19 protein-coding genes are annotated in these 20,154 nt (G+C 67.3%); 9 read left to right on the top strand and 10 right to left on the bottom strand.

Annotated elements, in window-relative coordinates:
- Positions 1–115: 115 nt before the first annotated feature.
- Complete coding sequence (gene def, locus OB895_RS01355) at positions 116–682, bottom strand: peptide deformylase (protein WP_079112949.1); 567 nt, start codon at positions 680–682, stop codon at positions 116–118.
- Between the two features lie 49 nt (positions 683–731).
- On the opposite strand from def, the gene OB895_RS01360 reads away from it, so the two are divergent.
- On the top strand, positions 732–1,733 hold the full coding sequence (locus OB895_RS01360; RefSeq protein ID WP_153302303.1) for a DMT family transporter: 1,002 nt from the start codon (positions 732–734) through the stop codon (positions 1,731–1,733).
- Between the two features lie 23 nt (positions 1,734–1,756).
- On the opposite strand, the gene pgl is transcribed toward OB895_RS01360, so the two are convergent.
- Genes pgl through tkt form a run of 6 tightly spaced genes read right to left on the bottom strand, consistent with a single transcriptional unit; the run spans position 1,757 to position 9,856 of the window.
- The gene (pgl, locus tag OB895_RS01365) at positions 1,757–2,542 is read right to left on the bottom strand and encodes a 6-phosphogluconolactonase (RefSeq protein WP_194285928.1); all 786 of its coding nucleotides are present in this window, start codon (positions 2,540–2,542) and stop codon (positions 1,757–1,759) included.
- Complete coding sequence (locus OB895_RS01370; RefSeq protein ID WP_079112947.1) at positions 2,542–3,477, bottom strand: glucose-6-phosphate dehydrogenase assembly protein OpcA; 936 nt, start codon at positions 3,475–3,477, stop codon at positions 2,542–2,544. Before OB895_RS01370 ends, pgl begins: the two co-directional genes overlap by 1 nt.
- Entirely contained in the window at positions 3,474–5,024 is a 1,551-nt protein-coding gene (gene zwf, locus OB895_RS01375) for a glucose-6-phosphate dehydrogenase (protein WP_042537594.1), read from the bottom strand. Before zwf ends, OB895_RS01370 begins: the two co-directional genes overlap by 4 nt.
- A gap of 22 nt (positions 5,025–5,046) precedes the next feature.
- Complete coding sequence (locus tag OB895_RS01380) at positions 5,047–6,654, bottom strand: glucose-6-phosphate isomerase (protein WP_042537592.1); 1,608 nt, start codon at positions 6,652–6,654, stop codon at positions 5,047–5,049.
- Complete coding sequence (gene tal, locus OB895_RS01385; RefSeq protein WP_311878695.1) at positions 6,651–7,763, bottom strand: transaldolase; 1,113 nt, start codon at positions 7,761–7,763, stop codon at positions 6,651–6,653. The genes OB895_RS01380 and tal overlap by 4 nt, the downstream gene beginning before the upstream one ends.
- Positions 7,760–9,856, bottom strand: a complete 2,097-nt coding sequence (gene tkt / locus OB895_RS01390) for a transketolase (protein ID WP_079113991.1) — start codon at positions 9,854–9,856, stop codon at positions 7,760–7,762. Before tkt ends, tal begins: the two co-directional genes overlap by 4 nt.
- Positions 9,857–10,216: 360 nt before the next feature.
- Here tkt and OB895_RS01395 point away from each other — a divergent pair, with 360 nt between their 5' ends.
- On the top strand, positions 10,217–11,131 hold the full coding sequence (locus tag OB895_RS01395) for a heme o synthase (RefSeq protein ID WP_376708833.1): 915 nt from the start codon (positions 10,217–10,219) through the stop codon (positions 11,129–11,131).
- Here OB895_RS01395 and OB895_RS01400 read toward each other — a convergent pair.
- Together OB895_RS01400 and OB895_RS01405 are read right to left on the bottom strand one after the other, a co-directional pair.
- Positions 11,077–11,517, bottom strand: coding sequence for a hypothetical protein (locus tag OB895_RS01400; protein ID WP_194285927.1), 441 nt, complete (start codon positions 11,515–11,517; stop codon positions 11,077–11,079). The genes OB895_RS01395 and OB895_RS01400 overlap by 55 nt on opposite strands.
- A gap of 100 nt (positions 11,518–11,617) precedes the next feature.
- Positions 11,618–12,721, bottom strand: a complete 1,104-nt coding sequence (locus tag OB895_RS01405; RefSeq protein ID WP_311878696.1) for a COX15/CtaA family protein — start codon at positions 12,719–12,721, stop codon at positions 11,618–11,620.
- A 232-nt stretch (positions 12,722–12,953) separates the two neighbouring features.
- On the opposite strand from OB895_RS01405, the gene sufB reads away from it, so the two are divergent.
- The 7 genes from sufB to OB895_RS01440 are packed head-to-tail and all read left to right on the top strand — an operon-like array spanning position 12,954 to position 19,539.
- Positions 12,954–14,372: a Fe-S cluster assembly protein SufB gene (gene sufB, locus OB895_RS01410; RefSeq protein WP_042537589.1), complete on the top strand. Its 1,419-nt coding sequence runs from the start codon at positions 12,954–12,956 to the stop codon at positions 14,370–14,372.
- Complete coding sequence (sufD, locus tag OB895_RS01415; RefSeq protein WP_042537587.1) at positions 14,373–15,578, top strand: Fe-S cluster assembly protein SufD; 1,206 nt, start codon at positions 14,373–14,375, stop codon at positions 15,576–15,578.
- The gene (locus OB895_RS01420; protein WP_042537584.1) at positions 15,575–15,901 is read left to right on the top strand and encodes a non-heme iron oxygenase ferredoxin subunit; all 327 of its coding nucleotides are present in this window, start codon (positions 15,575–15,577) and stop codon (positions 15,899–15,901) included. The genes sufD and OB895_RS01420 overlap by 4 nt, the downstream gene beginning before the upstream one ends.
- Entirely contained in the window at positions 15,902–16,672 is a 771-nt protein-coding gene (gene sufC / locus OB895_RS01425) for a Fe-S cluster assembly ATPase SufC (protein ID WP_042537582.1), read from the top strand.
- A gap of 10 nt (positions 16,673–16,682) precedes the next feature.
- Positions 16,683–17,012 (top strand): metal-sulfur cluster assembly factor, encoded by a 330-nt coding sequence (locus OB895_RS01430; protein ID WP_042537580.1) that lies wholly within the window; start codon positions 16,683–16,685, stop codon positions 17,010–17,012.
- 2 nt (positions 17,013–17,014) lie between these two features.
- Positions 17,015–18,169, top strand: coding sequence for a MalY/PatB family protein (locus tag OB895_RS01435; RefSeq protein WP_311878699.1), 1,155 nt, complete (start codon positions 17,015–17,017; stop codon positions 18,167–18,169).
- Entirely contained in the window at positions 18,166–19,539 is a 1,374-nt protein-coding gene (locus OB895_RS01440; protein ID WP_311878701.1) for an MFS transporter, read from the top strand. The genes OB895_RS01435 and OB895_RS01440 overlap by 4 nt, the downstream gene beginning before the upstream one ends.
- Here the strand turns inward: OB895_RS01440 and OB895_RS01445 are convergent.
- Positions 19,502–20,101, bottom strand: a complete 600-nt coding sequence (locus OB895_RS01445; RefSeq protein ID WP_042537574.1) for a TetR family transcriptional regulator — start codon at positions 20,099–20,101, stop codon at positions 19,502–19,504. The genes OB895_RS01440 and OB895_RS01445 overlap by 38 nt on opposite strands.
- Positions 20,102–20,154: the final 53 nt, after the last annotated feature.

The raw sequence follows: 20,154 nt of genomic DNA on the forward strand, positions 1-20,154 counted from the left end.
GTCCCCTCCAGAGCCTTCGTGAGCGGGCATATCGATATCCCGCCTCAAGCACGCTATCCGGCTCCGAGTCTGTGATGCAACTCCGAGAACGCTTTGACTGGGCTGAAAGGTTAGGTCAGCCTTCCAGATCGTCGATGCCGGGGACCCAGCTGGCGCCGGGCTTGCCCCATCCGCGCTTCTTGGCGATCTTCTGCACGGTCTTCCAGTCGCCGTCCGAGAGGCGGTCGATGTAGAGGATGCCGTCCAGGTGGTCGAACTCGTGCTGCATGATGCGCGCACGCCAGCCATCGACGGAGATCTCGACAGGCGAGCCGTCGAGATCGGTTCCTATGACGCGCACCCGTTCGGAGCGACGCAGCGGGAATCGCTCGCCGGGGAACGAGAGACACCCTTCCGATTCGAGGTCGTCGTCAGGCTCGCCGGGCTCCAGCGGCACCATCCAGAGTTCGGGGTTGATGATGACTCCGCGCCACGGCTGGTCGTCGTCGTCGACGTATGCGTAGGTGTAGATGCGCAGGGGCACGCCGACCTGGGGCGCGGCCAGACCGACGCCGGGAGCGGTGTCCATCGTCTCGAACATGTCGGCGACGAGCGTTCGGATGTCGTCGGTGATGTCCTCGACGACGGATGCGGGGGAGTGCAGGACGGGATCGCCCATGATGCGAATAGGAAGAACAGCCACGCCATAACCCTACTCGGCGCGCATCGCCGGGTAGGGTCGAAGCGTGAGCATCTCCGTATGGACGACTGGGGCGGAAGACGTCACCGACCAGTTGGTAGGCGCGTTCCAGAACCCGGGACTGCTCCTCGGCATCCCCCTCGCACTCGCGGGTGCGGTCTTCATGTCGCTCGGTGCGCAGTATCAGCATCGCGGCGTGGAGAAGATGGAGCGACTGAGCGGCGCGGACGGCGCATCCGGCCTTTCGATGGCCCAGGTCCGCGGGTTGCTGACGCGGCCGTCGTGGCTCGTAGGGACGCTGATGCTCGGCTTGGCCATCGTGTGCCAACTCGCAGCTCTCACTGTGGCGCCCCTGATCGTCGTTCAGCCGCTCGGTGCGATCGCTCTCGTCATGACGACGCTGCTCAACGCCCGCATCTCGGGGCACTCACCGACCAAGCAGTCGATCACCGCGATCGTCTGCTGTGTAGGTGGAATCTTCCTCTTCGTCTTCTTCGCGGCGATCTTCGCCACCGAGAAGGAAGTCACCGACACCGAGCTGTTCACGATCCTGGCGATCCTGTTGGTCGTGATCATCATCCTCGGCGCATGCTGGCTCGTCCTTCGTCACCGCATGCGCGCGCTCTTCTACATCGTCGGTGCGGGCATCCTCTACGGATTCGTGGCTACGCTCGCGAAGGTCGTCATCAAGCGCGTCCAGGCGGGCAACTTCGACTGGATCACCATCGTGTGTGTGATCGCTCTGATCGCCGCTGCGGCTGTCGGAGCCTACTTCGTGCAGACCGCCTACAGCTCGGGCCCGCCGGATCTCGTCATCGCCGGCCTCACTGTCGTCGACCCTCTGATCGCCGTGCTCATCGGCATGGTCGTCCTCGGTGAGGCGGCCGCCGCGCCGCCGTGGGTTCTCGTGATCTTCGCGATCGCGGGAGCTATCGCCGTGTGGGGCGTCGTCGGACTGGCTCGCTATCACCCTCAGGTGCTCAGCGACAGCCAGGACCTCGGTATCACTCGCGGAAGCGACGACAGCACGGGCAGTGGGTCGAAAGACGCCTGAGATCGTTCGCTGGCCGGTCAGGCTCAGTAGGCGGGATCGATCAGGTCGGGTGAGACCTCTGAGGCCGCGGCCTCGTCGACGAAGAACACCGTGCGCTTGCGACCCTTGGCGCCGGCTGCCGGGACGTTCGTGTAGCTCGCACCGGCGAGGGCGAGGCCGAGCGCCGACGCCTTGTCTGCGCCCGTGAGAACGAGCCAGACACGCTTCGAGGCGTTCAGCACCGGTCGCGTCAGTGTGACTCGCTCAGGCGGCGGCTTGGGGGAGTCACGCACCGGCAGAGCGGCGGCATCGGTCACCGTGACCTCGGTGCGATCGGGGAAGAGCGAGGCGATGTGGCCGTCAGGACCCACGCCGAGGAAGCAGACGGCGAACGATGGCCACGGGTGGTCCTCGGTGCCGTAGCGTGCGAGCTCCGCGGCATAGGCGGCGGCAGCCTCGTCGAGGGTCAGACCCTCGCCCGCGGCTGCGACCTCGTGCACGTTCTCCGCAGGAACCGGGATGTGGTCGAGGAGAGCCTCCCGCGACTGCACGGCGTTGCGGTCGGCGTCGTCGCGAGCGACGAAGCGCTCATCGCCCCACCAGAAGTGCACCAGCGACCAGTCGATCTGAGCCGACCGAGCGTCGTCGCGCGTCGCGCGTAGGACCGCGCCGCCCATCGAACCGCCCGTGAGGGCGATATGAGCGATGCGGCCGTTGCGCGTGCGGGCACGAAGGCGCGTCAGGAATCGGTCGGCCACGCTCGCGGCGAGTGCCGCCGGCGTCGGTTCGACCACGACCCGCTTCTCAGCGGATGCTGTCTGCGTCGACATCATTCTCCTGTCTCGGGCGGACCCAGCTTCTCCCAGCCCTCGGTGATCACTCGACCGTACAGGACGTCAGGGTCGAGGCGACGCAGCTCCTCGGCGAGGCACTCGCGCAGCGTGCGGCGGGGGAGGTGCAGATCGTGGTCGGGCTGATCAGGCTGCGTCAGCACCGCCACGCCGGGCGTCGGGCGCTCGAGCAGGATGTCTCCGGACGAGCGGTGCAGCCGCACCGACTTGATGCCCTCTTGCCAGTGCTCCGGGTCTTCGTACGACCACTTGACCGGCACGTCGAGGGCCATCTGCAGCCATGCTGCCAGCAGCGCGGTCGACGGCGAGGCGGATCCGCCACGCACCTCGACTGCGGTCACCTCTTGGAACGGCGGCTGATCGAGCACGGCTGCGAGCTGCTCGCGCCAGTGTGTCAGACGCGTCCAGGCGAGGTCGGTGTCTCCCGGAGCATGCGTCTCGCCGAGCTGCGCGAGGCGTTCGCGCACGTCGGGTGCCGTCGCGGCATCCGTGATGCGTCGCTGCGCGATCTTGCCGAGCGGCGACGCGGCGGGCGACGTCGGTGCCTCTTCGGGCCACCAGGCGACGACAGGGGCGTCGGGCAGGAGCAGTCCCGTGACGAGGCTCTCCTCGTTGCTCGCAGCGTCGCCGTAGGCGTGGAGGACGACCACCTCGGATGCTCCGGCGTCGCCGCCGACGCGGATCTGCGCATCGAGTCGCGATTCTCCGTCGCCCGTGGTGAGCACGATGACGCGCATGGGGTGCTCGCGCGAGGCGTCGTTGGCCGCGTCGATCGCGGCTTCAGCCACGCCGTTGCGGGCCGAGATGATCAGCGTGAGCACACGGCCGAGCGCGACGGCGCCGCCTTCTTCGCGCACCTTGACGAGCTGCTTGGCGACCTGGCTGACGGTCGTGTCGGGAAGGTCGATGATCATGGGCGTCTCCAGACTCGTCCGTCACGGGCAAGGAGGTCGTCGGCGGATGCCGGACCCCATGAACCGGGTGCGTACTGGTCGACCGGGCCGCCCTCGGCTGCCCAGTACTCCTCCACGGGGTCGAGGATCTTCCAGGAGAGCTCGACCTCCTCGTGGCGCGGGAACAGCGGCGGATCGCCCAGGAGGACGTCGAGGATCAGCCGTTCGTATGCCTCGGGGCTCGCCTCGGTGAACGCGTGGCCGTAGCCGAAGTCCATCGTGACGTCGCGGACGTTGGTTCCGTTGCCCGGCACCTTCGAGCCGAAGCGGATCGTGACGCCCTCATCGGGCTGCACGCGGATCACGAGCGCGTTCTGGCCGAGCTCCGACGTGTTCGAGCGGCCGAACAGATGCTCCGGAGCCTTCTTGAACACGACGGCGACCTCGGTGACACGTCGACCGAGACGCTTGCCCGTCCGGAGGTAGAACGGGACACCGGACCAGCGACGGGTGTCGATCTCGAGCTTGATCGCGGCATATGTCTCGGTGGCGGATTCCGGGTTCATCCCGTCCTCGTCGAGGAAGCCCGTGACCTGCTCGCCACCCTGCCAGCCGCCCGCGTACTGACCGCGGGCCGTGGCGAGTGCGAGGTCCTCGGGAACGTGCACCGCCGCGAGCACCTTCTCCTTCTCGGCACGCAGGTGCTCGGCGGACAGACTGATCGGCTCTTCCATCGCGGTGAGCGCCAGCAGCTGCAGCAGGTGGTTCTGGATGACGTCGCGCGCCGCGCCGACTCCGTCGTAGTAGCCCGCACGGCCGCCGACACCGATGTCCTCGGCCATCGTGATCTGCACGTGGTCGACGTAGTTGCGGTTCCAGATCGGCTCGTAGAGCTCGTTCGCGAAGCGCAGCGCCAGGATGTTCTGGACCGTCTCCTTGCCGAGGTAGTGGTCGATGCGGAAGATCGAGTCGGCCGAGAACGCCACTTCGAGGGCGGCGTTGAGCTCGCGCGCCGACTCGAGGTCGTGGCCGAACGGCTTCTCGATCACCACACGGCGCCAGCGCTCGTCGTCATCGTCGTTCGCCCCGACGAGGCCCGAGTCCTTGAGCTGCTTCGCGACGAGAGGGAAGTCCTTCGGCGGGATCGACAGGTAGAACGCGTGGTTGCCCATCGTGCCGCGTTCGACGTCGAGCTGGTCGACGGTCTCACGGAGCTTGCGGAACGACTCGGGGTTGTCGAACTCGCCCGAGACGAACCGGATGCCCTGGAGCAGCTGCGCCCACGTCTCCTCGCGGAACGGCGTGCGCGCGTGCTGCTTCACGGCGTCGTAGACGACCTGGGCGAAGTCCTGGTCCTCCCAGTCGCGTCGGGCGAAGCCGACGAGAGCGAACCCGGGTGGCAGGAGCCCGCGGTTGGCGAGGTCGTAGACGGCGGGCATGAGCTTCTTGCGTGACAGATCTCCGGTCACACCGAAGATCACGAGAGCGCTGGGCCCTGCGATCCGGTTGAGACGGCGATCATCGGGGTCACGCAGCGGGTTGTGCCCGCGCGAGATGGGAACAGACATCAGTGGGGGATTCTCCTGGCTGTTACTTCTGTGCGGCTTCGAAGAGGGTGAGGACGTCGGCCGACGAATCGGTGATCGTCAGGGAGACGACCGGGCGGCCGTGCTCGGCCAGGACGCCGGCATCGCCGGCCGCCTGTGCCTCGATGAGCTGGCCGAACGTGAACGGTCGCTCGGGGATCTCGAGATCGACGTCGGTGCGCTCCAGGATCTGCAGGAACACGCCCTGCGCCGGTCCGCCCTTGTGATACTGGCCGGTGGAGTGCAGGAACCGGGGTCCCCAACCGAAAGTCGTCGGCCGACCGGAGTCCGCGGCGACGAGCTCGCGGAGCCCCTGCAGCTGCGGGACGTCGAGCCGGTTGACGTATGCCTGGATCGACACGTATCCATCTTCCGGCAGTGCCGCCCACAGCGCGTCGAGCACGCCCTCGACGGTTCCGGACGCCGCGAGAGCGGGGTCGGATACGCGAACCTCGACGCCGTTCTCGACGAATGCGGGAGCGGTCGGCGCGGGACGGGCGTCGAGCAGGCCGCGAGCCGCCACCTTGGCGGACTCGACGTCGGGCTGGTCGAAGGGGTTGATGCCGAGCAGGTAGCCCGCGATCGCCGTCGCGTACTCCCACACGACGAGCTGAGCGCCCAGCGATCCGCTGACCAGGATCTCGCCCTCGTGCCGTTCGCGGAGGTGGAACTCGTTCGCGTCGTCGACCAGACGCACGATCTGCAGGTCCGACGGCTTCGCGTCGAGCTCGGGCGACACAGGCAGGAGGACGACGGGCAGGATGCCGGTGCTGTCCTTGCCGGTGGATTCGGCGATGAGCTGCTCGATCCAGTCGGGCAGGCCGTTGATGTGCGTGCCGTCGGTGATCAGACCCAGCTTGTCGCGGCGAGGCGACGTGGCGGAGATCGCGGCAGCGAGCCGCAGAGCCGGGTTGTCGGCGGAGTCGATCGCGACCTCGAGGAGCGAGGCGTCGGCCTCGTTCAGGAGCTCGTCGATGTCGGCTCCGGCGAGCCCGGACGGGACGAGACCGAAGGCGGTGAGCGCCGAGTAGCGTCCTCCGACGTTCGGGTCGGCGTTGAAGACGCGGTACCCCGCCTCGCGAGCCGAGACATCGAGCGGCGAGCCCGGGTCGGTGACCACGATGATGCGCTCGAGCGGATCGATGCCCACGTCGCGGAACGCGGCTTCAAACGTGCGACGCTGCGAGTCGGTCTCGACGGTCGAGCCCGACTTCGACGACACCACGAGTGCGGTGTTCTGCAGGCCCTCGTCGAGCGCGGCGAGCACCTGGCCGGGGGCGGTCGAGTCGAGGATCGTCAGCGGGACACCGGCGGTCTGGGCGATCACCTCGGGGGCGAGCGACGATCCGCCCATGCCCGCGAGCACGACGCGCGTCACGCCTTTCGCCTGCAGGTCGGCGCGCAGGGCGGCGATCTCGGCGACCAGGGGCCGCGAGACGGACACCGCCTCGACCCACCCCAGGCGGATCGACGCCTCCGATTCGGCTGCCGGGCCCCACAGGGCCGCGTCGCCGCCGGTCACACGCGAGGCGACGAGGTCGTGGACGAGAGCGGGGACCGTCTCGTCGATCGCGACCCGAGCCGCGCCGGAGGCGTGGATCGCAAAGGTCATCGCTGCGCCTCGAGGCCCTCGGCCACCTGCGTCAGCAGGTCGTGCCACGAGTCGATGAACTTGGCGACGCCCTCGTCCTCGAGCACCTGGGTCACGTCGGTGAAGTCGATTCCCAGAGCCTCGAGGCCGGCGAACACCGCTCGCGCGTCCTCGTAGCCACCGGTGATGGTGTCACCGGTGACGACGCCGTGGTCGAAGGTCGCTTCGAGCGTCTGCTCGGGCATCGTGTTGACGACGTCCTTCGCGACGAGCTCGGTGACATACAGAGTGTCGGGCAGCGCCGGATCCTTGACACCGGTCGAGGCCCAGAGCGGACGCTGAGTGTTCGCGCCGAGCTTGATGAGGTCCTGCGCGCGCTTCTCGGCGAACTTCTGCTCGTAGAGCTCGTAGGCGAGACGCGCGTTCGCGAGTCCGGCCTTGCTCTTGAGCGCCTCGGCCTCGTCGGTGCCGATCGCCGAGAGGCGCTTGTCGGTCTCGGTGTCGACGCGCGAGACGAAGAACGAGGCGACGGAGTGGATGCTCGACAGATCGAAGTCGGCGCTGTGCGCGCGCTCGAGTCCGGTCAGGTAGGCGTCGATGACCTCGGCGTAGCGCTCGAGGCTGAAGATCAGGGTGACGTTGACGCTGATGCCCGCCGCGATCGCCTCGGTGATGGCCGGCAGGCCCGCCTTCGTCGCGGGGATCTTCACGAGCAGGTTCGGGCGGTCGACCTTGGCCCAGAGCTTCTTGGCCTGCTCGACGGTGCCCTCGGTGTCATGTGCGAGGTCGGGGGAGACCTCGATCGAGACGCGGCCGTCGACGTGACCCGACTTCTCCCACACGGGGCGGAAGATGTCGAGCGCGGCGGCGACGTCCTGCGTCGTCGCGGCGAAGACGGCTTCTTCGGCCGTCGCGCCGGACGCAGCGAGCTCGGTGACCTGTGCGTCGTACGAGGTGTTGTTCTTGTCGGTGATCGCGTTGGCGAAGATCGTCGGGTTGGTCGTGACGCCGACGACGTTGCGGGTCTCGATCAGCTCGGCGAGGTTGCCGGAGGAGATGCGGGTGCGTGACAGGTCGTCGAGCCAGATGCTGACACCGGCTGCTGCGAGGTCTGCGGTGGGGGTGCTCATGCGTTCTCCTTGATGGTCTCGCGTGCGGCCGCGATGACGGCCTCGGTGGTGATGCCGAACTTCTGGAACAGGGTCTTGTAGTCGGCGGAGGCGCCGAAGTGGTCGATGCCGACCGAGCGGCCACGGTCGCCCACGATGCCGCGCCAGCTGAGCACGGAACCCGCCTCGACCGAGACACGCGCCGTGACGGCCTTCGGCAGGACCGACTCGCGGTATGCCTCGTCCTGCTCCTCGAACCACTCCAGGGACGGAGCGGAGACGACGCGCACGTTGACGCCCTCCTCGGCGAGTGCCGCGCGGGCGTCGACGGCGAGCTGCACCTCGGAGCCCGTCGCGATGATGATCACGTCGGGGGTGCCGTTCGGAGCCTCGGCGAGCACATAGGCGCCCTTAGCGACGCCGTCGGTCGATGCGAAGACATCGCCCTCCGCTGTGCCCTGTCCGCGCTCGAACACCGGGATGTTCTGTCGGGTCAGGGCGATGCCGGCCGGGCCCTCATGCCGACGGAGGATCTCGAGCCATGCGGCTGAGGTCTCGTTGGCGTCGGCAGGGCGCACCAGGGTGAAGTTGGGGATGGCGCGCAGCGTCGCGATCTGCTCGATCGGCTGGTGCGTGGGCCCGTCTTCGCCGAGTGCGACGGAGTCGTGCGTCCAGACGAAGATGCTGGGGACGTTCATGAGAGCGGCCAGACGCACCGGCGGGCGCATGTAGTCGCTGAAGATGAGGAACGTGCCACCGAAGGCGCGAGTCGGACCATGCAGCACGATGCCGTTGACGATCGCGCCCATGGCATGCTCGCGGATGCCGAAGTGCAGCACACGGCCGTAGGGGTCGCCCGACCACTCGTGCGTCGACCACTCGGCGGGGATGAAGGACTTGGAGTCCTTGATCGTGGTGAGGTTCGATTCGGCGAGGTCGGCCGAGCCGCCCCAGAGCTCGGGAAGCTCGGCGGCGAGGGCGTTGATGACCTGCCCTGACGCCGCGCGGGTCGAGACGTCCTTGCCGCTCTCGAACACGGGGAGCGCCGAGGCGATGTCGGCCGGCAGCTCCTTGGCCTCGAGGCGGTCGAGGAGGGCCTTGCGCTCGGGGTTCGCGGCGGCCCACGCATCGAACGACTGCTGCCATGCGGCACGGCTCTCGGCGGCACGCTCTGCCAGGCCGCGTGTGCGGGCGAGGACGTCGTCGGCGATCGCGAACTGCTCGTCGGCGTCGAATCCGAGGACCTTCTTGGTCGCGGCGAGCTCGTCGCCACCCAGTGCCGATCCGTGGATCTTGCCGGAGTTCTGCTTGCCCGGCGACGGCCAGCCGATGATCGTCTTCAGGATGATGAGCGACGGCTTGGAGGTCTCGCCCTTGGCGGCCTCGATGGCGGCATGGAGCTCGGCGACGTCTTCGACGTACTCGCCCGACTTCTTCCAATCGACGGTCTGTACCTGCCAGCCGTAGGCCTCGTAGCGCTTCGCGACGTCTTCAGTGAAGGCGACGTTCGTGTCGTCCTCGATCGAGATCTGGTTGGAGTCGTAGATCGCGATGAGGTTGCCGAGCTCCTGGTGGCCCGCGAGCGAGGACGCTTCGCTGGTGACGCCCTCCTGGAGGTCGCCGTCGCCGGCGATCACGTAGACGAAGTGGTCGAACGGGCTGGTGCCCGCGGCCGCCTCGGGGTCGAAGAGACCGCGCTCGTAGCGAGCGGCGTAGGCGAAGCCCACCGCGGAGGCGAGTCCCTGGCCGAGCGGGCCGGTGGTGATCTCGACGCCCTTGGTGTGGCCGTACTCGGGGTGCCCGGGGGTGAGCGAGCCCCAGGTGCGCAGCGCCTTGAGGTCGTCGAGCTCGAGGCCGAAGCCGCCCAGGTAGAGCTGCACGTACTGGGTGAGGGAGGAGTGTCCGACCGAGAGGATGAAGCGGTCGCGGCCGAGCCAGTCGGTGTCGGTCGGGTCGTGACGCAGCACCCGCTGGTAGAGGAGATACGCGGCCGGAGCCAGGCTCATCGCGGTGCCGGGGTGGCCGTTGCCGACCTTCTCCACGGCATCCGCAGCCAGAAGACGCGCGGTGTCCACCGCGCGTCGGTCGATCTCATCCCACTGCAATTCCGACACTGTGAAGCCCTTCTGCAACTGTTCGAGAGCGCCCGGATTGCACGATCGCAGTCCGCAACGCTACGGAAGGGTGTGTGATGTGCGCTGGGCGCGCGAGTCATTTCAGCATAGCGCCGAGGTCCGACCCATTACCCCCCTTTACAACGCTCCGCCCTTCCAGTAATTCCATGGATCTGTGGTGGCTTCTGCAGCACGGTGGGACTGGGGATCATCGTTCCTGGAACGCGATTCCGTGACGGCCGCGTGAGGCGGACGCAGAGCGTGAACCGGGGCTGACGCCCGGACGGCGGGCGAGCCCATCGTCCCGCGTGCTCTAGACTGGGGAACGCTGTCGTGACGCGTGTGGAGGAGGCGATCGAGATCTCGACGATGTCTGATCAGACCGTTGTGAAGAAGTCCATCGGTCGCACCGTGAAGGCGTACGTCGCCCTCACCAAGCCGCGCGTCCTCGAACTGCTGCTGGTGTCGACCGTCCCGGTGATGTTCCTCGCCCAGGGCGGACTGCCCGACATGTGGCTGGTCCTCGCCACCGTCATCGGCGGATCGTTGAGCGCGGGCTCCGCCGCGGCGTTCAACATGTACCTCGATCGCGACATCGACGCCCACATGCACCGCACCGAGAATCGTCCGCTCGTGACGGGAGAGATCACGCCTCGCGGCGCGCTGATCTTCTCGTGGACCCTGGCCGTGGTCTCGACCGTGTGGCTGTGGTACACCACGAACTGGCTGGCGGCCACGCTGTCGGCATCCGCGATCTTCTTCTACGTCGTGATCTACACGATGATCCTCAAGCGCCGCACCGAACAGAACATCATCTGGGGCGGTATCGCCGGATGCTTCCCGGTTCTCATCGGCTGGGCGGCTGTCACCGGTTCGCTCGACTGGCCGGCGCTCATCCTCTTCGCGCTCATCTTCCTCTGGACCCCGCCGCACTACTGGCCGCTCTCCATGAAGTACAAGGACGACTACGAAGACGTCGACGTGCCCATGCTCGGTGTGACCCGCAACGCCTCGCAGGTCGGTCTCCAGGTCATCCTGTACGCCTGGGCGACCATCGCCTGCTCGCTGCTGCTGATCCCGATCGCGAACATGGGCCTCGTCTACACCGTCTCCGCCCTCGTGTTCGGAGGGTGGTTCATCTATGAATCACACCGTCTGTACAACCAGGCGGTGCGGGGGAACGAGGCGCGGCCGATGCGCGTCTTCCACGCCTCGATCACCTACTTGACGCTGATCTTCGTCGCCGTCGCCGTCGACCCGCTGCTGCCGTTCTGAGCCTCGTCGTCCTCGGCGATCTGCTCGGCATCCGCGTGGGTCGAGCTGTTCTCGACCATCGTGGTCTCGTCGTCGGCGGCGTCTGATTCGGTGTCGCCGTCGATCGGCTCGACGACGACGGGAGCGGGGGAGGGCAGAAGCGCCTGCACGGCGCTCAGCGCCACCGCGACGAGGATTCCGATGACGCCCGCGCCCAGGAGTGCGGCGCCGACGACGACGAGCGACTGCCCGACGTAGACCTCGATGCCGGTGGCCGTGCCGTCGAGCAGAGTGCTCGTCATGGTGCCGATCTGACCGGCGATGAGCCATCCGCCCACGCCAGCCGAGGCGAGCGAGAGCACGAGGAGGAGCCAGAAGCCGATGCTGCGTGTCAGTGACTTTTTCATGTCGGCCACGATGCACGACCAACTGATGAGCCTCTGATGCCTCAGCTGTGCATCCACTGTGCCGAGGGCTCGGAGCGCGCCGACCTCACGGCCGGGTTCGTCACTCCCTGGGCGCGACGGGCTTCTTCAGATGCAGCACCACGACCGTGTACGTCGCCGCCGAGAGCGACGCGAGCACCATGTGGATGCCGACGAGCAGTGGAGGGAGGCCCTCACGCGCCTGCCAGATGCCGACACCGACCTGCACGAGGATCGCGAGCACGAGCACGAGCAACCACTTGCGGGGTTCGAGTCGCAGCACCCATGCGGAGATCGTGAGCGTGGCGACGAGCGCGGCGAGGATGTATCCGGGCCATGCGTGGACGTGCGCCAGCACGGTGGCGTCGAACCCGTGACGGAGCACGTCGGCATCACCAGAATGCGGGCCCGAACCGGTGGTGAGCACACCGAAGACGATCGTGACGGCGAGAGCCAGGCCCGTGACGTGGCTCAGGATCGCGAACCACTTCGGGACCGCGCGCTCCCTCGGACCCGGCTGCCCGTACAGGCGCACCAGGAACGCCGCGGTGACGCACACCAGCAGCAGGGAGGAGACGTAGTGGAACCCGACGATGAAGGGGTTCAGGCCGGTGAGCACGGTGATGCCGCCGACGAGCGCCTGTGCGACGACTCCGAGCAGGACGATCCAGGCGAGGACGACGAGATCACGACGGTCGGTCGTCAGACGGAAGGATCGCACCATCGCCGCGATCACGGCGATCAGCAGAGCGCCCATGGCGAATGGAGTCGCGGGAAGCGAGAACAGCGACACGATCACGAAGGTGATGACGGCCGCGAGAATGCCGGCGCCCGCGAAACGCAGGGCGGAGAAGACCAGCAGTCGGCCGCCGACACGTGCGAGCACGAGCAGCAGGACGGCGAGGGCGATGATGCCGACGACGCCCGTCATGACGCGGTTGCCGAACTCGATGATGCCGTGGATGCCCTGATCGGCATATATCGGCACGAGCGACTCGGGGGTGCAGAGCGGCCATTCCGAGCACCCGAGGCCGGAGCCCGTGAGGCGCACTGCGCCGCCGGTGCCGATGATGATCGTCTGAGCCAGGAAGGACAGCCAGGCGAACACGCGGAGAGCTCGTCCCCAGAGGATCGCATGAGCCGAGGCCGGTGCGTTCACGGGGGAGGAGATCGAGGGCTGGGGCATAAGTCTTCTCCGAACCGCCCGGACACGGCGGGCGGCCCTGTCTTCAGGCGGAACCTGTAGAATCGGATTGTTGTGATGAGCGCTTACCGCGCTGAAGCATCACTAACAGTTTAGGCGCGATGGATGCGCCGGTGATGAGGGCCCACCAACGGCACCCGCTCCCGCAGACTCGACGGGGATCAGGTGTGTCGGGGCGGATGACACCGTTTGGGACCTGTGAGGAGAGTGTGTGATGTCGGATGTGCTGATCGACCGCCCGGAGCTTGACGGCCTGGGGGTGTACGAATTCGGATGGCATGACGAAGATGCCGCCGGAGCCATCGCCAAGCGTGGAATCTCCGAAGAGGTGGTTCGCGGGATCTCGGCGCTCAAGCACGAGCCCGAATGGATGCTGAAGACCCGTCTCAAGGGGTATCAGCTCTTCGGACGCAAGCCGATGCCGACGTGGGGTGCAGACCTCAGCGAGATCGACTTCGACAACATCAAGTACTTCGTGCGCTCCACGGAGAAGCAGGCGCAGTCCTGGGAGGACCTCCCCGCGGAGATCCGCGAGACCTACGAGCGCCTCGGCATCCCCGAGGCCGAACGCCAGCGCCTCGTCGCGGGCGTCGCCGCCCAGTACGAGTCCGAGGTCGTCTACCACCAGATCCGCGAGGACCTGGAGGAGCAGGGTGTCATCTTCATGGACACCGACACCGCTCTGCGCGAGCACCCCGAGTTCTTCGAGGAGTACTTCGGCTCGGTGATCCCGGCCGGTGACAACAAGTTCGCCGCCCTGAACACCGCCGTGTGGTCCGGAGGCTCGTTCGTCTACGTCCCCAAGGGCGTGCACGTCGAGATCCCGCTCCAGGCCTACTTCCGCATCAACACCGAGAACATGGGTCAGTTCGAGCGGACGCTGATCATCGCCGACGAAGACAGCTACGTCCACTACATCGAGGGCTGCACGGCTCCGATCTACAAGTCGGACTCGCTGCACTCGGCCGTGGTCGAGATCATCGTGAAGAAGAACGCCCGCGTTCGGTACACGACGATCCAGAACTGGTCGAACAACGTCTACAACCTCGTCACCAAGCGTGCGGTCGCGCACGAAGGCGCGACGATGGAATGGGTCGACGGCAACATCGGCTCCAAGGTGACGATGAAGTACCCGTCGATCTACCTGATGGGCGAGCACGCCAAGGGCGAGACGCTCTCTGTCGCGTTTGCAGGCCCGGGGCAGCACCAGGACGCCGGCGCGAAGATGATCCACATGGCGCCGTACACCCAGTCGTCGATCGTGTCGAAGTCGATCGCCCGTGGTGGCGGTCGTGCGGGATACCGCGGCGAGGTCCGAGTGGACGCCAACGCGCACCACTCCGCCAACACCGTGCGCTGCGACGCCCTGCTGGTCGACACCAAATCGCGCTCCGACACATATCCCGCGATCGACATCCGTGTGGACGACGTGCAGCTCGGCCACGAGGCGACAGTCTCGAAGGTCAGTGAGGAGCAGCTCTTCTACCTGCAGTCTCGCGGCATGCCCGAGGACGAGGCGATGGCGATGATCGTGCGCGGCTTCATCGAGCCGATCGCACGGGAACTGCCCATGGAGTACGCGATGGAACTGAACAAGCTCATCGAAATGGGCATGGAAGGATCGGTCGGCTAAATGGCGGCCTCGACGACAGCGCCCAGCGAGGCGCAGCACACGAACGCGCACATCGACCCCGCAGCACAGGTCTCCTCCGCCGGATTCGTCCCGGTGCAGACCCGCTCGGAGCGCCCCCACTCCTTCGACCCGGATGACTTCGGTGCTCCCACCGGTCGCGAGGTCAACTGGAAGCACACCCCGGTCGCCAAGCTCTCGCCTCTCTTCGAGGTCGCGGGAGCGGGCGATGGCGTGAGCTACTCCTTCAACTCGGGAGAGCAGTACGTGTCGGCGCCGCTGGCCGCCGGCGACGCACCGCGCGGGGAGGTCTTCCTCGCGGAGGACATCACCGCCGCGATCGCGTGGCAGGGCGCAACCGAAGCGCTCCACATCCGCATCCCGCGTGAAGAAGAGGTCGCTGAGCCGGTCTTCCTCGCGATCGACGGACTCGGTGCAGATCGACGGGCCGACGCCCACATCGTGATCGAGGCGCTCGAGCACAGCTCCGCGACCGTCGTGCTCCAGCACACGGGCGCGGCGCAGTACTCGCAGAACGTCGAGATCATCGTGCGTGACGGTGCGAAGCTCACCGTCATCAGCCTGCAGCAGTGGCAGGACGAAGCCGTGCACACGTCCGCTCACCAGGCTCGCGTCGACGCGGATGCCACGCTCAAGCACTTCGTCATCAGCTTCGGCGGCGGCGTCGTCCGTGTGAACCCGAGCGTCGAGCTCGCGGGTGCGGGCTCGGAGGGATACCTCTACGGCCTCTCCTACGCCGATGCGGGCCAGCACCTCGAGAGCCAGGTGTTCCTGCACCACAAGGGGCCGCACACCAAGGGCGACGTCCTCTACAAGGGTGCGCTCCAGGGCCAGGGCGCGCACAGCGTCTGGATCGGCGACGTGCTGATCGGCGCCGACGCGAACGGCACCGACTCGTACGAGGCGAACCGCAACCTGGTGCTCACCGAGGGCGCTCGCGCCGACTCGATCCCGAACCTGGAGATCGAGACCGGAGACATCCTCGGCGCGGGCCACGCCAGCGCCACCGGTCGTTTCGACGACGAGCAGCTGTTCTACCTGCAGGCCCGAGGGATCAGCGAAGAGGAAGCGCGCCGCCTCGTCGTGCTCGGCTTCCTCACCGACATCGTCCAGCGTCTGGGGATCCCCGCGCTGGAGGCCGAGCTTCTCGCCGCGATCGAGACGGAGCTCGCCGAGGTGAACGCATGACCGCAGAGCGCGTCTGCGGCGTCGCCGAGCTCGAGCAGGACATGCCGCTGCGTGTCGAGCCGAACGGCGTGCCGATCACCGTCATCAAGGACTCCGAAGGCGTCATCCACGCCATCGGAGACACCTGCACCCACGGTGACATCTCACTCTCCGAGGGCTTCGTCGAAGGAGAGACAGTGGAATGCTGGGCCCACGGCTCCGCATTCTCGCTGCTCACCGGCAAGCCCCAGAATCTCCCTGCTTATGAGCCCGTTCCGGTCTACGTCGTCGAGATCGACGGCGACGACGTGCTCATCGACCCGACTGTGACGAAGGAAGTCTGAATGTCTGTTCTCGAAATCCGCGACCTCTACGTGACGGTCGAGACCGAGGCGGGAATCACCCCGATCCTCAACGGAATCACCCTCACGATGAACACGGGTGAGACGCACGCGATCATGGGCCCCAACGGCTCAGGCAAGTCGACGCTCGCTTACACGATCGCCGGTCACCCGAAGTACACGGTGGCTTCCGGCTCGATCACGTTCGACGGCCAGGACGTCCTCGCGATGAGCGTCGACGAGCGAGCTCGTGCGGGCCTCTTCCTCGCGATGCAGTACCCGGTCGAGATCCCCGGCGTGACGGTGACGAACTTCCTCCGCACTGCCAAGACCGCGATCGACGGCGAGGCGCCGGCGATCCGCGGGTGGACGAAGGACGTCAAGACGGCCATGTCCAACCTTCGTATGGACCCGAAGTTCGCCCAGCGCAACGTCAACGAGGGCTTCTCCGGCGGCGAGAAGAAGCGTCACGAGATCCTTCAGCTCGAGGTGCTCAAGCCCAAGTTCGCCGTCCTCGACGAGACCGACTCCGGCCTCGACGTCGACGCGCTGAAGATCGTCTCCGAGGGCGTCAACCGCGCCAAGGAGGCCACGGGTCTCGGCGTGCTGCTGATCACGCACTACACCCGCATCCTCCGCTACATCCGCCCTGACTTCGTGCACGTGATCGTTGCGGGCAAGATCGTCGAAGAGGGCGGCCCGGAGCTCGCCGACCGGCTCGAGGACGAGGGATACGACCGTTTCCTCGACCCCGCAGCCCCGATCGAGGCGTAGGCTGATTGGCATGACAGCCACCCTCACCGACGAGAAGTACGACGAGGTCACCGAGGCTCTCAAAGACGTCATGGACCCGGAACTCGGGATCAACGTCGTCGACCTCGGCCTCATCTACGATCTTGCGTGGGATGACGAGAACGATGCCCTCGTCATCCACATGACGCTCACCAGCGCAGGCTGCCCGTTGACCGACGTGCTCGAGGACCAGACCGCTCAGGCTCTGGACAGCGTCGTCGATCGCTTCCGCATCAACTGGGTGTGGATGCCGCCGTGGGGCCCCGAGAAGATCACGGACGACGGGCGCGACATGATGCGCGCTCTCGGCTTCGCCATCTGAGGATGCTCGAGGTCAAGGCCCTGCCTCTGGCAGAGCTTCGCGAGCGCAGCAGCGAGAAGTGGCGGGAGTATCCCGCCGATGTCCTGCCGCTCTTCGTCGCGGAGATCGACTTCCCGTTGGCGCCGGCGATCTCCTCGGCTCTTCGACGCGCTGTCGACACCGGCGACACCGGATACATCGCATCGCGGACGCCTCTTCCCGAGACCTATGCCGCCTTCGCGATGCGTCGCTACGGCTGGCATGCGGATCCGTCGCGGATGCGCACGACCGCCGATGTGAGCATGGGGATCGTCGAGATCCTGCGCCGCGTCACGCAGCCGGGGGAGCGCGTGGTCGTCACCACACCGGTGTACCCACCGTTCTTCGACCTGGTCTCCGAGGCCGGGGCAGAGGTCGCGCGGGTGCCGCTGCTCGACACCGGCACGGCGTGGGAACTCGATCTCGACGGCATCCGCGCGGCTTTCGAAGACGGCGCCACAGCCATGCTGCTCTGCAATCCGCACAACCCGACCGGCACGGTGCACAGCCGCGACTCGCTAACCGCTCTCGCCGAGATCGCCGATGAGTTCGGTGCTGCGGTGATCTCGGATGAGATCCATGCACCGCTCGCGCAGCCGGGCACCGGGTTCACGCCCTTCCTCGACACGGGCGAAGCTGCGGAGCGCGTGGGCTACGCCGTCGTGAGTGCGAGCAAGGCCTTCAATCTCGCGGGTCTCAAGTGCGCGCTCATGGTGACTGCGTCCGATCGCACCAGCGCCATCGTGCGCGGGCTTCCTATCGAGGTCGAGTGGCGCACCGGGCAGTTCGGGCTCCTCGCGGCTGTGGCCGCATTCTCCGAGGAGAGCGACGAGTGGCTCGATGGGCTGCTCAGAACGCTCGACGAGAATCGCGTGCTGCTCGAGGATCTGCTGGCGTCGAAGATCCCTGCCGCGCGCTATCGGATCCCCGATGCCGGATACCTGGCCTGGATCGATCTCTCGGGACTGGAATGGGGAGACAACCCCGCGCGACGGATCCTCAAGGAGGCCAGAGTCGCCCTGCATTTCGGCCCCGCCTTCGGCGAGCCGGGCAGGGGTTTCGTCCGACTGAACTTCGGCACGAGCCCGGAGATCATCACCGAGGCCATCGAGCGCATCGCGACGCTCGTGGGCCGATGACGACCGAGCAGCGGCCGACCGCCTCGATCTGGGACCGAGAACGACTCTGGGTCACTGCCGGCGCGGTCGCGCTGATCTTCCTCGCCGCGATCGAGGCGCTGGCTGTCACGACCGTCATGCCGATCGTCAGTGAGGCGCTCGACGGACGCGATCTGTACGCCGTAGCCTTCGCCGGCACGCTCGCGACGAGTGTGATCGGCATGGTCGCCGCGGGTGCCTGGTCGGATGCTCGAGGGCCCCGTGGCGCCCTGTACGCCGCGGTGTCGCTGTTCATCGCCGGTCTGCTGCTGTCGGGCTTCGCCGTGACGATGGACCAGTTCCTCATCGGGCGCCTGGTGCAGGGGCTCGGCGCGGGAGGACAGACCGTGGCGCTGTACGTCGTGGTCGCTCGGCTGTATCCACCGCAACTTCACGGCAGAGTGTTCGCGGCGTTCGCCGCCGCATGGGTGGTGCCGTCGATGATCGGTCCCTTCCTCGCCGGGGCGGTCGCCGAGTACCTCGATTGGCGCTGGGCCTTCCTCGGCGTCGCCGTGCTGACGGGCGTCGCCTTCGTGATCGTCGTGGCGCGGCTGCGAGGCGTCGACCTCGGACGCGGCGAGCCGCAGAATCGCCGGGCGCTCGTCATCCGCCTTGTTCTCGCGGTGGTCGTCGCTGTCTTCGCCGTGCTGATCGGCTTCACTGCGGAGATGACCGTGCGCCTCGCATGGCCGGTGGCGATCGGATCCGTCATCGTGATCGGTGTCGCGCTGCTGCCGCTCGTTCCCCGGCGCACCCTCCGTGCCGGGCGCGGTCTGCCGAGCGTCGTCCTCATGCGCGGCATCGCCGCAGGCGCGTTCTTCGCGGCCGAGGCATACGTCCCCTATCTGTTGATGGAGCGCTTCGACTTCACGGCGACCTGGGCGGGGATCGCGCTCATGCTCGCCGCCTTCGCATGGGCCGGAGCTTCGCAGCTGCAGGGGGCCTTCGGAGAACGACTGGGCAACACCCGCATCACCGTGATCAGCCTGTCGCTCCTCCTCGTGGCGCTCGTGCTCGTGCTCGCTGCGGCGCAGTGGGGAGTGTCGCCGGTATTCGTCGTCGTGGGGTGGGGCTTCGCCGGCGGCGGCATGGGGCTGCTGTATCCGCGCCTCACAGTGCTCACCCTCGCCTATTCGAACGAGGGCAATCAGGGCTTCAACTCGTCGGCGCTGTCGATCTCCGACGCCGCGGGCTCAGCTGTGGCGATCGCGCTGGCCGGATTGCTCGTCGCGACGCTGGGCGGCGAGGCCGCATCGTTCGGGGTGGTGTTCGCGTTCTGCCTCGGTCTGGTGCTGCTGGCGTCGGTGCCGGGGCTCAGACTGGGCCATGCCGCGGAGTCGTCCGAGGGCTGACCACTGCACCGAGCGAGTCCCCTGCGAGCGCGGTGACGCCCAGGTCGAAGACCCGATCGAGGCCGGCGGTGACATCGTCCGTGCCGTCGGTGAGAGCGGCCCCGTGGCTGTCGGCGTGCATGCGCTGCTGAACGAGTGTCGCGTGCCCGAGCACGAAGTGCAGCATCGCCGCTGCCCGATCGGCGGCTTCTGCGTGCCCGTGGCGCGCGAGCGCGGCCTCGAGCGCGGTCTGGGCATACGACGAGCCGAGCCGCAGGGCGTAGGTGCTGAGCACGAGCTCCGCACCGTCGCGGTAGGTGAACAGGGCGTCGCGGATGCCGCGCGCGGTGGTCAGCACGTCGGCATCGTCGCGGGGGATCCCCGCGGTGATCCGGTCGGCGAGCTCTGCCAGCAGTTCCTGCTTGCTCGAGAAGTGCCAGTAGAGAGCGCTCGGCTGAACATCGAGCCTGCCCGCGATCCGGCGCATCGACAGGTCGGCGAGGCCGACCTCGTCGAGGAGGGCCAGCGCCACGCGTGCGACGCCATCGCGGTCGTGACGGGCGGAGTTGTGCTCTGGGCTCATGTGATCACTATAGTGAACACCGTTCAGGTGAACAGTGTTCAGGAAGGTGTCGG

It is taken from the genome of Microbacterium forte (genome assembly GCF_031885415.1).
GTDB lineage: Bacteria > Actinomycetota > Actinomycetes > Actinomycetales > Microbacteriaceae > Microbacterium > Microbacterium forte.

What these genes read in the sequence shown, in the direction of transcription:
- OB895_RS01370 (WP_079112947.1), bottom strand. Translation starts at nt 3,477, where the DNA reads ATGATCATCGACCTTCCCGACACGACCGTCAGCCAGGTCGCCAAGCAG.
- OB895_RS01435 (WP_311878699.1), top strand. Translation starts at nt 17,015, where the DNA reads ATGCTCGAGGTCAAGGCCCTGCCTCTGGCAGAGCTTCGCGAGCGCAGC.
- OB895_RS01440 (WP_311878701.1), top strand. Translation starts at nt 18,166, where the DNA reads ATGACGACCGAGCAGCGGCCGACCGCCTCGATCTGGGACCGAGAACGA.
- OB895_RS01400 (WP_194285927.1), bottom strand. Translation starts at nt 11,517, where the DNA reads ATGAAAAAGTCACTGACACGCAGCATCGGCTTCTGGCTCCTCCTCGTG.
- zwf (WP_042537594.1), bottom strand. Translation starts at nt 5,024, where the DNA reads ATGTCTGTTCCCATCTCGCGCGGGCACAACCCGCTGCGTGACCCCGAT.
- sufD (WP_042537587.1), top strand. Translation starts at nt 14,373, where the DNA reads ATGGCGGCCTCGACGACAGCGCCCAGCGAGGCGCAGCACACGAACGCG.
- OB895_RS01430 (WP_042537580.1), top strand. Translation starts at nt 16,683, where the DNA reads ATGACAGCCACCCTCACCGACGAGAAGTACGACGAGGTCACCGAGGCT.
- OB895_RS01380 (WP_042537592.1), bottom strand. Translation starts at nt 6,654, where the DNA reads ATGACCTTTGCGATCCACGCCTCCGGCGCGGCTCGGGTCGCGATCGAC.
- OB895_RS01445 (WP_042537574.1), bottom strand. Translation starts at nt 20,101, where the DNA reads ATGAGCCCAGAGCACAACTCCGCCCGTCACGACCGCGATGGCGTCGCA.
- sufB (WP_042537589.1), top strand. Translation starts at nt 12,954, where the DNA reads ATGTCGGATGTGCTGATCGACCGCCCGGAGCTTGACGGCCTGGGGGTG.
- tal (WP_311878695.1), bottom strand. Translation starts at nt 7,763, where the DNA reads ATGAGCACCCCCACCGCAGACCTCGCAGCAGCCGGTGTCAGCATCTGG.
- OB895_RS01405 (WP_311878696.1), bottom strand. Translation starts at nt 12,721, where the DNA reads ATGCCCCAGCCCTCGATCTCCTCCCCCGTGAACGCACCGGCCTCGGCT.
- pgl (WP_194285928.1), bottom strand. Translation starts at nt 2,542, where the DNA reads ATGTCGACGCAGACAGCATCCGCTGAGAAGCGGGTCGTGGTCGAACCG.
- sufC (WP_042537582.1), top strand. Translation starts at nt 15,902, where the DNA reads ATGTCTGTTCTCGAAATCCGCGACCTCTACGTGACGGTCGAGACCGAG.
- OB895_RS01420 (WP_042537584.1), top strand. Translation starts at nt 15,575, where the DNA reads ATGACCGCAGAGCGCGTCTGCGGCGTCGCCGAGCTCGAGCAGGACATG.